General features: G+C 69.7%; 10 protein-coding genes and 1 pseudogene. 7 read left to right on the plus strand and 4 right to left on the minus strand.

The window, feature by feature from the left end; translation table 11 throughout:
* Positions 1 to 11: 11 nt before the first annotated feature.
* The 4 genes from C3492_RS39705 (at position 12) to C3492_RS39725 (ending at position 3,337) form a co-directional block, all read left to right on the plus strand.
* Positions 12 to 446, plus strand: a complete 435-nt coding sequence (locus C3492_RS39705; protein ID WP_258056179.1) for a hypothetical protein — start codon at positions 12 to 14, stop codon at positions 444 to 446.
* A gap of 1,819 nt (positions 447 to 2,265) precedes the next feature.
* Entirely contained in the window at positions 2,266 to 2,490 is a 225-nt protein-coding gene (locus C3492_RS39715) for a hypothetical protein (protein ID WP_103817466.1), read from the plus strand.
* Positions 2,491 to 2,702: 212 nt separating this feature from the next.
* Positions 2,703 to 2,960 (plus strand): hypothetical protein, encoded by a 258-nt coding sequence (locus C3492_RS39720; RefSeq protein WP_103817467.1) that lies wholly within the window; start codon positions 2,703 to 2,705, stop codon positions 2,958 to 2,960.
* Positions 2,961 to 2,968: 8 nt separating this feature from the next.
* Entirely contained in the window at positions 2,969 to 3,337 is a 369-nt protein-coding gene (locus C3492_RS39725; RefSeq protein ID WP_103817468.1) for a hypothetical protein, read from the plus strand.
* Between the two features lie 148 nt (positions 3,338 to 3,485).
* Here C3492_RS39725 and C3492_RS39730 read toward each other — a convergent pair whose 3' ends face one another.
* Positions 3,486 to 5,627, minus strand: coding sequence for a hypothetical protein (locus tag C3492_RS39730; RefSeq protein WP_146075788.1), 2,142 nt, complete (start codon positions 5,625 to 5,627; stop codon positions 3,486 to 3,488).
* Between the two features lie 186 nt (positions 5,628 to 5,813).
* Between C3492_RS39730 and C3492_RS39735 the strand changes: the two are divergent.
* Together C3492_RS39735 and C3492_RS39740 are read left to right on the plus strand one after the other, a co-directional pair.
* Positions 5,814 to 6,950: pseudogene (locus C3492_RS39735) on the plus strand (transposase); the annotation flags it as partial.
* Positions 6,951 to 7,734: 784 nt separating this feature from the next.
* Positions 7,735 to 8,280, plus strand: a complete 546-nt coding sequence (locus C3492_RS39740) for a lamin tail domain-containing protein (RefSeq protein ID WP_181140798.1) — start codon at positions 7,735 to 7,737, stop codon at positions 8,278 to 8,280.
* Positions 8,281 to 9,518: 1,238 nt separating this feature from the next.
* On the opposite strand, the gene C3492_RS39755 is transcribed toward C3492_RS39740, so the two are convergent.
* From C3492_RS39755 to C3492_RS39765, 3 genes are all read right to left on the minus strand, one after another.
* The gene (locus tag C3492_RS39755; protein ID WP_103817472.1) at positions 9,519 to 10,361 is read right to left on the minus strand and encodes an MBL fold metallo-hydrolase; all 843 of its coding nucleotides are present in this window, start codon (positions 10,359 to 10,361) and stop codon (positions 9,519 to 9,521) included.
* Between the two features lie 121 nt (positions 10,362 to 10,482).
* Positions 10,483 to 10,914: an Rrf2 family transcriptional regulator gene (locus tag C3492_RS39760; protein WP_103817473.1), complete on the minus strand. Its 432-nt coding sequence runs from the start codon at positions 10,912 to 10,914 to the stop codon at positions 10,483 to 10,485.
* Between the two features lie 403 nt (positions 10,915 to 11,317).
* A complete protein-coding gene (locus C3492_RS39765; protein ID WP_103817474.1) occupies positions 11,318 to 11,935 on the minus strand; it encodes a TetR/AcrR family transcriptional regulator in 618 nt (205 codons plus the stop codon).
* A gap of 363 nt (positions 11,936 to 12,298) precedes the next feature.
* Here C3492_RS39765 and C3492_RS39770 point away from each other — a divergent pair, with 363 nt between their 5' ends.
* A complete protein-coding gene (locus C3492_RS39770) occupies positions 12,299 to 12,844 on the plus strand; it encodes a DUF302 domain-containing protein (protein ID WP_103817475.1) in 546 nt (181 codons plus the stop codon).
* The last annotated feature ends 109 nt before the right edge of the window (positions 12,845 to 12,953 follow it).

Consider the following 12,953-nt stretch of genomic DNA (forward strand, 5'->3'; position numbering starts at 1 on the left):
GGAGACGCCCGGTGCCGTCGTACGCGAAGGACCCGCGCTGCATCGCCATGGCCGAGGCCCTCGTCCCGCTGCTGCGCCGGGCCTGCCCGGACGGGGCCAGCGGATACGGCGGCTACTACCAGGTGAACCTCGACGACGAAGAGGCTGTGGGACTGGGAGGGGTGGAGCTGATCAGGGCCGCGATGCGCAAGGCGGCCAAACAGCTCGGCTGGAAGGTCACCACCCTCGGGTGGACCGGCACCCGCCATGGCACCATGGTCGCCGTCCAGGACACGCGTGAGGTGCCTGGCGAGTTCCGGGCCGTGGTCGATGAGGCGATGAACGACAAGGTGCGCGCGGCGTTGCACAAGGTGTGGGGCGAACCGGGCCCGGCACCCGTGCAGCGCGGCTCGGTGCCGTTGATGACGCAGGAGTTCCGCGCGGCCGTCGCCCAGGACGGCACCTGACCCGCCCGGCCCAGCAAGGCCGGCCGGACGCGAGGGGTACATGAGCGACACCCACACCGTGCTCCACGACCCAGGGCCTGGCCGACGCCAACCTCCCGCTGGGCCGCGCTCCGCGTGAAGCACTCGTTACCGAGGTCCTCGCGTGGAAGAGCCGTTGCTCGCCTGGCTCACCGGGGGTGTGGCCGGGAGCCGCGTGCGTAGCAACGCAGCCATACCGGTGCAACTGGCCTGAGGCGGCTGTGGTGACCTCGGATGCCTACCCGATCGCCGCAGCTCCGGGAACTGCCCGGATGCTCCTCCTGGGCCTCGCCTGCGGCCGGGTGGAAGACGGTACTGTCCTGCTTGGAGCACCCCGCCTGACCTCGCTGAGCCGTGATCGACGCGCGGCGATTCGACGGCCGGTCAATTGCGCACCGAGAAGCGCGGTTCGCAATGGGGTCCAGAGGGCGGCTGTGGCAGGGTCGGCCGACCGCGTGTTCCTGACTACGCGGACTGCTGCGATCATCGACACTTTGACCACCTGACCGCTGGCTCGTTGCGGGCTTTGGCCGCCACGGGCGGGCCCGAGGTTCAGGCTGAACCGTGCGCGGCCACCGTCCTGCTCAACCCTGGGGTTCGGGCCGTGCTGGAGCGCCTGGCGGATCCCGATCTGCCGCGAGCCGCCACCTGCAGGCCTGATGGCGGCGGTCCGGCCGGACGTGCCTGCTTGCGCACGAGACGAACGCTGGCGTGATCCACGTCGAGTGGAACTACGGCCGAGACATGTGCATCCTGGCAATCTGCACGGCCTGGGAGGCGCTCCAGGACGAGGGCCGCATCCCGAAGGGCACGCTGATGCCGATCATCGACGCCGTCAGCTCCAAGCAGGTCAAGCTGCCCGCATCCAGCTGCCCCGCTCAGAACTGGGCAGCGCAACTGGTCCAGCTGGGCTTCGCGGCATCCTGTCCGCTGCCCGTGGCCCCACGCCGCCGGGGGCCGTCGCCTCCCCGCGGCTTCGCCTCGGCCGCGCCGTCCCCCCGGACAGCCCCGGTCCTGGGCCGCGCCAGTCCGCCCCGCCACCGAGTTCACCGCCGGGCCCGCCACCGCGCCCTGGCCCTCTGCTCTCGTCCCGCGCGGCCCCCGGCCGTGCCGTATCGTCGGCCGCCGGCCGTCCCGCCCACCTCGCGCGCCGCCCGCCCCCTGGGCCATCGGCATCTCGGGTGCGCGTCCGCCCCGGCGGCATCGGCGCCGGCGGCTCGTGTGCTCCGTCGCCGTGTGCCGCCTGGCGGCTGCCCGGTCTGTCGCCCCGCGCCGAGTGCGACACCACCGTCCCGTCCGGTCCCGTACCGACCGTTCGCCGCCCGCGCCGTCGCGTTCTGCCCGTCCGCCGCCGCGCTGTCGCCGGGCCGCCGCCTGCGGGGTCTCCGTCACCGTGCCGCCGCCCCGCTCATCTCGTTCGTCCTCCCTGCCGGTCTGCGCCGTCCGACCGCCGGGCTGTACTGGTCGCCTCTTGTCCCTGCTGCGCGCCGGTGCCGCAGTCCTGCTGGAGTGCCGGTCTCCTCCTGTTCGCCGCTCGCCGCTGTCCCAGTCCCAGTCCCGCCCCCCGAGTAGGTTCGGCGGGCAGCGGGCAACGACCAGCCGGGGCCGCGACCCGACCGGCGCTACGCCGAACTGACCGGCGGTCCGCCAGACGGCTAATGCTCAACCTCATCGGCTTCACGGATGAGGGGGCCGGTTTTTTGCCGGTCACGGAAGGCGGGGCAGCGCGGTGCCGGCCGCACCCCCTGGCCGTTCCCGGACCGACTCGCCCGCCCGTCCGGCCCGGCGCAGGCTGGGAGGCGTGAGCAGCGCGCCGATCGTCGTGCACCGGCCCTCTCTCTCGGGCGGCCGGAGAGTCACCGTGCACCGCCACGGTCACGATGAGTTCCTTGGCACCGCCTACAGTGACCACGACCTGGTGGTGTTCCTCGAAAGCGCCGGCGTCGCCGACCCCGATGCGCTCCTGGACGACCCGCAGTGGGTGCAGTGGCGCGGTGGCCCCGCTCACGAGTTCGGCCCTACCTGATGTGGCGGACAGACGCTGCCGCCTACCGCCTGACTCGCGGCCGGCCGCCGGATCAGGAGTGCCTCTCGCGCGTCAGGGACAGCGTGACCCCCGCCAAGCTCACAGCGGACCGGCGGGGCCGAAGCGGCGGGGCCGCCGGGATCCGGGCGGACGACGGTCGTGACGGGTACGGGTACGTACCCGTATCCTGGAGGTGGAAGGGAGTCGCCACGATGTCCGATGCCAATGTCCGTATCCCTGAGGAAGCCAAGGAGCGTCTGGCCGCCATAGCCGCCGCTGAGGGGCTGTCGCTGCGCGCCTACCTGGCCCGCCTCGCCGACACCCTGCTCACCCCGGACGAGCGGGCCGCGCGGGCCGAGCAGGCCCGGGCCGCGCTGAAGAAGTGGAACGGCTACGCGCCCACCGCGGTCGAGGAACAGGACCTCGACAGCGAGCTCGACCGCCGCCTGGCCCGGGCGGCCGCCCGGTGAGCGACGCCATGCACATCGTCCTGGACGACACCGCGATGGCCGCGGCCGGCCAGGGCAACGTTCTCGCCTCCCGACTCATCCACCGCGCCCACATCCAGAGCGGCTGGTACCTGTACGCCCCGGCGTGCGCGCTCGTGGAAGCCGACCGCGCCCGGCCCGGCACCGCGGAACACCTGGCCGCGCTGCCGGGCATCACCGTGCTCGACCTCGACCTGCCGGCCGCGCTGGCCGTGGCCCGGCAGGCCACCTGGGCGGCGGCACACTGCCAGTACGCAGCCCAGCCGACTCCCGACCGCCCCGACGGAGCGATCATCGCCACCACCGCACCCGAACGGTGGACCGGTGAACCGGTCCGCGTGCTCGACCTGACGCCCTGACCGAGGCCGGCCGGAGGCGATGGTGTCTGGCCGGGTAGCAGAGGGGCACAGACGCTAGCTAGAAGACCGATGAAGATCTTGGGTTCTGTCCCCACCGCTCACGCCGCGGGGACAGAACCCAAGATCTTCATCGGTCTTCTACCGCTAATCAGGGCTTGGGTGGTGCTGTGCCGCCGGAGGCTTTGATGGTGAACGCGTCCTGGTCGATGACGCGTTCCTTGCCGTAGAAGGCCCCGAGCAAGCTGCCGCTGCGGGAGTTCTGCCTCTCGTCGATCATGCAGACGCTGTAGCCGGTCGATCCGGTGATGATCGGGAGGTCCGGGACGTGGCAGTTGTCGTGGATGGTGCGGCCGGGCCCGTTGGAGGTGGCTGCGCCTTCGGTGGTGGAGGCGAACGGGTACTCGTCGCAGGACCGGCCGGTCAAGGTCCGGCCGTCACGGACAGACCCGGACTTGGGGCAGGACTTCTGACGGTTGATGTCCCGCTTGACCTTGTCGGCCTGGCGGTGCAGGGGGCGGCCGGCGGCGCCGGGCAGGCCGGAGGCGATGGCCTCCTGGACATGCCAGGTCTGTTCCGGGGTGACGGAGGTCAGCTCGAACTCGGGCTTCCAGCCGGCGACGACACAGCCCTGCCGGTAGTTGCCGCGGGAGGTCTTCATCGTGGAGTCGCAGCGGAACATGCCGTTACGGACGGTTCCGGTGTTGGACGAGGTGAAGGCAGGATCGAGGTTGCCGAAGCTGTAGGCGATGTTCAGGAAGACGCCCTTGGAAGTGTTGTCCGCCAGGGACTGCTCCTTCCACTTGATGACGAGGGACTTGGTGGCGTTGGGCTTGATGACCGAGCCGTTCGCGGGGCCGTCGACGCTGTAGGCGCTGGAGCCGTGGCCGACGTAGTCGGGCTGGTAGCGGAGGGTCGGGGTGCCGACCTTATTCATGAAGTCACCGAACCGGATGCGGAACTCCTGCTGGATCTCCCCGGACTTGTGGGAGCTCAGGAACCCGGACTTCACGAGGAACGGGATCCGGCCGACTTCGGCGCCCTTGCTGTCGTGGACGATGACTGCCTGGTTCTGCCACACGCCGCACGCGTTCTTCCGGTTGACCCGCCACTGTCCGTCCCAGGGGGCCGTGGTGCACCAGCCGGGGATGAACGTGCCCTGAGTGTCGGGGCCTTCGATGTTGGGGTCCTCGGGGTCGTCGTCGGCAAGGCGGGCCAGGGTGACGTCTTCCTTGATGCAGGACATGCCGGTCTCGCACGGGTCGATGTCGCCCATCTTGCCCTGGACGGTCGGGTTGGGCGGGCTGGTGTTGGCGTCCGCGGCGAAGTCGGCCCAGGTGACGGGCCGCTCCTCGTCCACGGTGGGCTCCGCGTCCCCATCGTCCGGGTACACGCCGGCTACCGGGTCAGTGGGAAAGCCCATGGTGCCGAACTGGAACTCCTGATCGAAGGACGAGCCGCGCGGCTGCTGGTCGGCGACCGGGTAGCCGTACGGGCCGGTCTCGAAGCCGGACAGGGTCCACTTGTCGAGGAGGCCGCCACTGACCGGGTGCGCGCCGTAGGCGTCGGTCCAGTAGACCATCCCGTGCTCGAAGCGGGTGGCCCGCCCGAGGCCGTCAGGGGTGCCGAACTCGTCGCTGATCGGGTAGCCGAGGTAGCCGCCTTCCCAGCCGGCCTCTCCCCACTTGTCTCGGATGGCGCCGCCCACCGCGTACGCCTCATTGAGCTTCCAGTAGATGGTGCCGTTCTCGAAGTACTGGCGACGCCCGACATTGTCCGGGTTCACGAACTCGTCGGAGGTGGGGTAGCCGAGTGTTCCGGCTTCGTAGCCGTTGCGGGCCCACGCGGCGAAGAAGTGGTTGACCACCGGGTGAGCGCCGCCCTGCGGAGACCAGTAGATCGGCCCGTTGAGGAACTCGGTGCGCTTGCCGTAGCCGTCCGGGTTGGTCAGCTCGTTGGAATTCGGGAAGGAAAGGAAGCTGTTCGGGCCGCCGAGCTCGTTGTACTTGTCCCGGATCGCGCCGCACACTTCGTACGGTGCGGGCCAGTACACCTGACAGCCGTCGTCGGCGGCCTGGCGGGCCTCCATCGTTTCGGCCTTGTCGACGTCGGCCTTGCTGAACCCGTCCGGTACGGACTCTCGGTCCGAGCGCATCTTCCCGGGCGTGACATGTCTCTTCGGCGCGGCCGTCGCCCGCCATTTCGGCGAGTCGGGGGCCGCGTTGGCGACCGTAGTCCCGCCCACCAACGCGGCCAGCATGGCCATGACCAACAACAGACGCTGTGCGAACACCGCGATCCCCCCTGCCGCCGCGGCGAACCCCAGTTCCGCCGTCCGCAGCAGTAGACCGCAACCGTAGGTCAATAGCGCTACGCTATTCAGCCGATTCACTCCGTTTCGAGTAGACCTAGAAGATCGATGAAGATCTTGGGTTCTGTCCCGCGGCGTGAGCGGTGGGGACAGACTCGTCTTGTGGTGATGGGGGATTGGGCCGGGGAGACGGTCGGGCCGGATGTGTGGGAGATGTGCCGGGAGTTGATTCCGGCGGGCAGTGTGTTTGCGTTCCTGGCCGGGCATCGTGCTGCGCTGTTCCCGGTGGAGATGTTCGCGGACATGTACCCCTCGACGAATGGGCGGCCGAGTATGCCGCCGCAGATCCTGGCCTCGGCGATCACGTTGCAGGCCCTGCACGGGCTGTCGGACTTCGAGACGGTTCAGGAACTGCGGTGTGACTTGCGGTGGAAGGCTGCTTGCGGGCTCCGGCTGCACGACATGGCGTTCGATCCGTCGCTGCTGGCGTACTTCCGCCGCCGCCTGGCCCGCTCGGTGCAGCCCAACCGTGTTTTCGAGGCCGTGCGCGAGGTGGTGAAGGCCACCGGTGTCCTCAAGGGCAAGCACCGGCGGGCGCTGGACTCGACCGTGCTGAACGACGCAGTCGCCACCCAGGACACCGTCCCCCAGCTCATCGCCGCTGTACGCGCGGTTATCCGCGAGGTCCCCGGCGCCGAACAGGTCGCGGTCGTGCAGTGCACCGCCCATGACTACGCCGATCCCGGCAAGCCCCGCATCGCCTGGAACGACGAACAAGCCCGCGCTGATCTCGTTGACGCTCTGGTCGGCGACGCGCTGCGGCTGCTTGGGCATCTGCCCGAGCAAGAGCTGGGCGAGAAGGCGGCGAACGCGGTCGGCCTGCTGGCCCTGGTAGCCGGGCAGGATGTGGAGCCGGCCGAGGACTCCGACGGCCGCGACGGGCGCTGGCGCATCACCCGCGGCACGGCCTACGACCGGACGATCTCCACCGTCGATCCCGAATCCCGGCACGTCCACAAAACCCGGACCCACCAGCAGGACGGGTACAAAGCCCACCTCGCGATCGAGCCGGAGACCGGGTTATACACCGCCGTCGCCCTCACGCCCGGGGCCGGGCCCGAGCATCACGAGGCGGCCGTCGGTGTGGACCTGCTCGCCGACGAGGACACTGCCCGCGACGTCTTCGGGGACACCGCCTACTCCACCGGCGACGCCCGCAACAGCCTCGACCACGCAGGTCACCGGCTATTCCTCAAACCCGCCCCGCTACGGCCCGCCGTCCCCGGCGGCTTCACCCTCGCGGATCGACGCCGTCGACCTCGCCCACATCGGGCGGGTACGGGTGCTGCTGGTTGCCGTACTCATCCTGGCAGTCCTGGCCGCGATCTTCCAGGCCCGCTGAACGGCGCTCGCACACCTGCGGGTTGCTCTCTTGGCGGCCAGATCGCTGACGGCCGCGCAGTCACGAGTGGGACCCAGGCACACCCCGTCACCCGAATGCATCCGCTACAGCGCGAACTGCTGAGACCGCCACAGGCCGATTGAGCCACCCCCACGGGGGGTGGGCCAGTAATCCTGGACCGACGGCACGGCGACGGCCTGGCGACTGCTGCAAAGCCCTGTCAGACGTACGGCTCACGCGTCGTGCTCACCGCGTTCAGAACGAGTCGCCGCCGCATCCAGCGACCGGTCCGGCGGCCCGATTGGCGGGCCGGGCTGTTACTCACTTTCGGGTGAGCGCGCTCGTCACGGTGGGGTGGCACAGCCCGGCGATGCGTCGCTTCAAGCCGGTAGTTCCAAGGGCCCGGCATCCGATGCCTCACCGAGCTGCACGATTCAGCCGATCAGTGGTCATTACAGGTGAGTGTCACAGAAATCTGCTCAATCTGTAACAGGCTTCGTCAATCCCTCACAGTTCGAGGCGCGGGCCGGAAGGTGTGGGTGCGCGGCCGACCGGCTGCGCACCAGCACAACGCACCTGGCTGAACCGCGGCTTCGATGCCGCGCGTTCGGCTGGGTGTGCGCACCTTGAAGGGGGACCTTCGTGTCCGTTTCTTCTTCCGTCCGTCGTCTGACCGTACTCGCCGGCGTGGCCGCTGCAGTGGTGGGAGCGGTGGCGCTGCCGGCGTCGGCCGACGACCACCACCACGGCCGCCAGTACCGCCCGGCGGTGTACATCAGCGACGTGCAGTACGACTCCCCGGGCCGCGACGACCGCTCCAACCGCTCGCTGAACGCCGAGTGGGTGGAGCTGACCAACGACTCGCGGCGTGCGGTGAACCTGGACGGCTGGACCCTCTCCGACGAGGACGGCCACACCTACACTTTCGACCACTACCGGTTGAACGGCCGCGCGACCGTCCGCGTCCACACCGGCATCGGCCGCGACACCCGGACGGACGTGTACCAGGACCGGCGGGCGTACGTGTGGGACAACGGCTCTGACACCGCGACCCTGCGCAACGACCGCGACCGGTTCGTCGACGAGGTGTCCTGGGGGTACGACCGAGACCGCCACGGCGACGACCGGCACCGCGGCGACGGCCACCGCGGTGACGGCTGGCGTCATGGCGGCGGCCACCGGGGTGACGGCTGGCGGCACAGCGGTGACCATCGCGACGGACACCGCGACTGACCTCGCACGGCGGTAGATGACGTCGGCCCGCAAGACGGGCGTGTCCAGGGTGGGTCGCCTCGTGCGGGGGCGGCCCACCTTCCGTTCGTGCCTGGTGGAGTCAGCCGGGTGCGGTACCCGTCGCACCCCATTCGGATGCTCGCCGACGTTCCGGGCCGGTGCCCGGCGAGGGTGTAGCGACCGGACTCGGGGGCCGGCCGCGACACCCTCACCCTGGGGGCATTCACAACGCATACAGCGGGGTGCCCCTTGCCAGGGCACGTACACGGAGCCGAACGGGTGGCCTGATCACAGGCCTTTTGCGTACGCCGCGTGGGCGGGCGCTGGTGTGCTGGCACGGTGCGGGCCGTGGGTGATGTCCATAGGCTGGGGGTGCTCGGGGCGAGTAGGAAAGGTGTGGCATGCCTCGAGCGATCTGGTCCGGCGCGATCTCTTTCGGCCTGGTTACGGTGCCGATTCAGGTGGTCAGCCGATCTCGTTGAACCGGTGGATCACGTCCCGGACGGTGTCCTCGTCGGCCTGCACCAACTGCGCGATCACTGGCGCCCGGTTTCGCGCCGGCCGAGGCCCTGCCTGTGCTGATCCGTCCGTGCTGAGACCGGAGCCCTCTGACTCCCGTCGGCCCGCCGAACCTTGGTTCCGGCGGGCCTTCAACCCGGCGGTGCCGGACCGGGCGCCGGCTTCCCGCCCGGCCGCAGCTCCTCACGACACGGATCGGGCTGGTCAGCGCACGCGTGCGAGGTGGCTGAGACGGACGTGGACCTGCTGCTCGGTGATCTCTGCATCACGTGGTAGCGGGCCACATGCATGCGGAGCAGGTCTGCGCTGCCGAGAGCGCCGTCGGGGCGGGGGTTGTCGGCGAGGCGGTCGACGGCGGTGAACACCTGCCGTAGCCCGTCGGGGTCGTCCTTGGCCAACCGCTCCGCCTGGGGGAGGGCGCGGCTCCACAAGCAGCGAAACCTGGTGGAACGATGCTTCCGCCGGCCGAAGCAGTGGCGGGCATCGCCACCCGCTACGACGAAACCGCCGAGTCCAACCAGGCAGCCGTAACCCTCACCATCCCTGCTGATGGGCGCGTGACATAGGGCGACAACACCTACGCCTGTCATGGTGTCCTCTCGTAGCCGCCGCGTGACAGACCGCGGAATGCCCCCGCGCGCACGGGGGTCGGCCGGCGGGGAGTTGGCTGGCCGCCAGCGGTCGACTTTGCCTGGGCCGGACGGAGCGCAGGGCGTGGCTCAGGCCATGACCGACTTCGCGGAGTTCCACAGCACGCCACGGTTCACGCGGTCGGGGTACAGGGCGACCATCGCCCCGTACAGGTCTTCATGGCTGGAGGCCTTAGCGGCGGCCTCGTCGAAGTCCTGGATGTAGCGGCGGGTGCGGGCGATGTCCTCCGGGCTGTGCGGGTCGCCATCGCGCTGGTGCCCGGAGACGACGGCCGCGGGCGCGAGCCGCTCGATGGCGTCGAGCGCGTCGAGCCAGTCGCGGCGCCCGGTGCCCCCGGACTCGGCCAGGTACAGGTGGACGTCGCCGTACACGGCGTCACCGGCCACGACGAGGCCGATCGAGGGCACGTGCAGGGCGCTGGAGCCGTCGGTGTCGGAGTGTCCCAGCTCGATCGCGCGCAACTCCTCGTCCTCAAGTTCGATCACGCCGTCCCCGAGCGGTTCGGGGCGCACGCGCTCGCCGGAGATCTGGCCGGGGAAGCGCGGCTCCCAGAATCCTCCGAACCAGCGCGGACCGTACTGCGCTTCCATGAGCGGTACGACGCCCGGTGTGGAGACGATCTTCGCTTGCGGAAAGCGTTCGAGGATCGCCGGAGCGCCGAAGAAGTGGTCGCCGTGCGCGTGGGTGACGTAGATCGTGGTCACGTTCTTGCCGGTCGCGCCCACCCAGTCGGCGAGGGCGCGCGACTCCTCAACGGTCATCAGCGGGTCGACCAGTACCGCATCCCGGTCACCGTGAATCAGGGTGGAGGCGGTGGGCGACCACATCCGTCGCGCCTCGCCTGGAGGCAGGTCGTCCGAGACCACGGGCTTGGACGGTGCCACGTACACGGAGTATTGCAGCGTGGTCATGACTGTGCTCCTGTCAGGGAGTCGGGCCTCGGATGCGTGGGGCGGGAACTCGACTCGGTCGTAACAATTGTTGTTATGACTGAGGGTGTGCGATGGAGCCAGGGCGCGGCGCGCAACGCGACTAAAGGGCGGTCATGGACTCGCGGAGCACGTCGGCGACGCTGGTGCGGGCCAGCTGTGCACGCAACGTTTGTTCGGCCTCGTCGTACACGGGTGTGAGCGCGGTGCGGATGCCGTGGCCTACCGGGCACTTCTGATTCGGAGTGGCAGTGTGGAGTGCGAACAGCGGGCCGCCCTCGACCGCCTGGTACACCTCGGCCAGAGTGATCGACTCCGGTGCGCGCGCGAGCCGCCAGCCGGCCCCCGCGCCGCGCCGGGACTCGACCAGGCCGGCCTCGCGCAGCTCTCCCAGCAGCCGCCGCACCACCACCGGGTTGGTGTTGACGCTGTTGGCGATCTGCTCGGAGGTGGCCACCTCGCCGCCCATCCGCTCGTGCAGCCCGATCCAGGCCAGCGCATGCGTCGCGATCGTGAGCCTGCTGTTCGCTCCCATCTCGCACTCCTGTCGTAACTGTAACGGTTACATCTTAGGGGTCAAGTAGCCGGCGGTCGCAGTCGCGCTGCAGCGGCCGCATCAGCGGGGTTTCGCTCGGCCAGGTCTCCGGGTCCCGGCGTCGGCACGGCCGGACGCGGTGGCGGCGAGGTGGGCGTGGAACGTGGCCAGCGCCAGGCGCGGAAAGCCGGGGCGCCATAGGCCATGGGAGCGAGTGCGGGTAGACGGGCGTCGGGCCGGTCACCGGGGTCCAGTGCAGGCCGAGGCCGGCGGGCCTGCCCCGGCCGGGAGGCCGAGGGCTCCGGCCGGGGAACGCCTCGAGCCACTGCGTCCGGATGGCCTGCGGGTCGGCCCGTTCAGGGATTGCCGTGCGGACACCGCGTCCGCGTAGGTGATCACGGTCTCACGGGAGGAGTGTGCCTCCCGTCGCCCGATCGATCAGCGTTCTGGCCAGTTCCCGGGCGTCCCGATACGGAAGCGTGTCATTGAGCGAGGTGGACAGGGCATTGGCGCCCTCGAACAGCACAGCGAGCTGCCGTCCGAGAGTTTCGGGCTCGTGCGCGCCTGCCTCGGCGGCGGTTTTGATCAGGCGCTCGGTGAACTCCCTTTTGTGACGCTCGACCAGTGCCGCGGCTTCGGGCATCGTCCCGGCCGCTTCGACGGCGGCGTTGTGCAGTGGACAGCCGCGCACGACCCTTGCCGGCGGAGAGTCGGCGAACAGCGCCAGCAGACGCTCACGCGCGCTGAGGTCGCTGCGTTCCAGAACCGTCTCACCGTGCACGGGCCCGTCCGGGTCTGACTCCAGACGCTGCAGGTAGGCGCTGACCAGTGCGTCCTTGCTCGGGAAGTGCTGGTAGAACGTGCGAGTCGACACCTGCGCCACGTCTGTCAGCTTTGCGATGCCGGTGACGTGTATGCCGTCACGCGCGAACAACTCGACCGCGGCGCGCAGGATGCGCTCCCGCGCCCCGCGCCCGCCTCGGCGAGGTGTTCCTGCCGCCGCTCTTTCGCTCGTTGCCATGTCACAAGTATACCGATCGCTTTACTTCCCTCCAGCGGCGTGCTACGTTCTTCGAAGTACAGCGATCGCTTTACTTGATGGAGGTCCCGTTGGCCGCTGGGCGGCGTCCCGGCGGTCGCTCACGCCGAGCTTCGCGACCTCCACAGGTAGACGCTGATGCCGGTGGGTTCGGCTGCCATGGCGCGCCGACCTGCCGCCCACCGCGATAGCCGTCGCGAGCGGACCGCGTACGGCGGCTCGCGGACCCAAGCTGCGCGGCGCAGGGGAGTCCTGCGCGGGTGGCTCGGGTGCCCGCTGGTCCACGGGCCGCGGCCGGAGGGACAACATTTCTAGCCACTGACACATCGGAAAGGTTGAACAAGCATGTCCACTCAGAACTTCGTCGCAGTTCCCCACGAGGTCGTCCGGTGGTCGATCGACACCGGAACGTCCTTCGAGGATTTCAGGGCTCGGTATGAAGCCGCTGTGCCGGCACTGGACCTCGACCGGATGGCGCAGCTCCGCGCCGAGCGGGCGAGCTGGGAGACCGTACTCGCCGCCGCCGCGGAGAACGCACCGCACGGATTCATGCGGTTCTGGAGCACCGATGTGGGCGAGACCATGCAGCTCGCGGGCAATCCCGGGTGCTGCGCCACCTACCTGATGGGAAACCACACGATCGCCGAGCGCATGTACAGGCACGACCCGGCGGTGATGCTCTACGCCCCGCTGCGCACGACGATTCACCAGGACGCGCGGGGCGTCACGCGGTTCTCCGTCGACCAGCCCAGCACCCGATTCGCCAGCTTCGATGTACCGGACATCGCTGCCGTGGGCCTGGAACTGGACCGCAAGGTAGTAGACCTCCTGCGAGTTCTGGATGTTCCTGTGCCGCCCGCCCTTTCCGTAGGCGTAGCGCAGGACCGGTAAGGCTCGGTCCGGGGTACATCGGCCCGGACGCGTCTATTCAGATCGTCCGGAATGACATTCCACATCATGACCGCAATGTAAAGAAGGCGTCGGCCGGCTAACAGAACGA

Source organism: Streptomyces sp. Ru62, assembly GCF_002920615.1.
GTDB lineage: Bacteria > Actinomycetota > Actinomycetes > Streptomycetales > Streptomycetaceae > Streptomyces.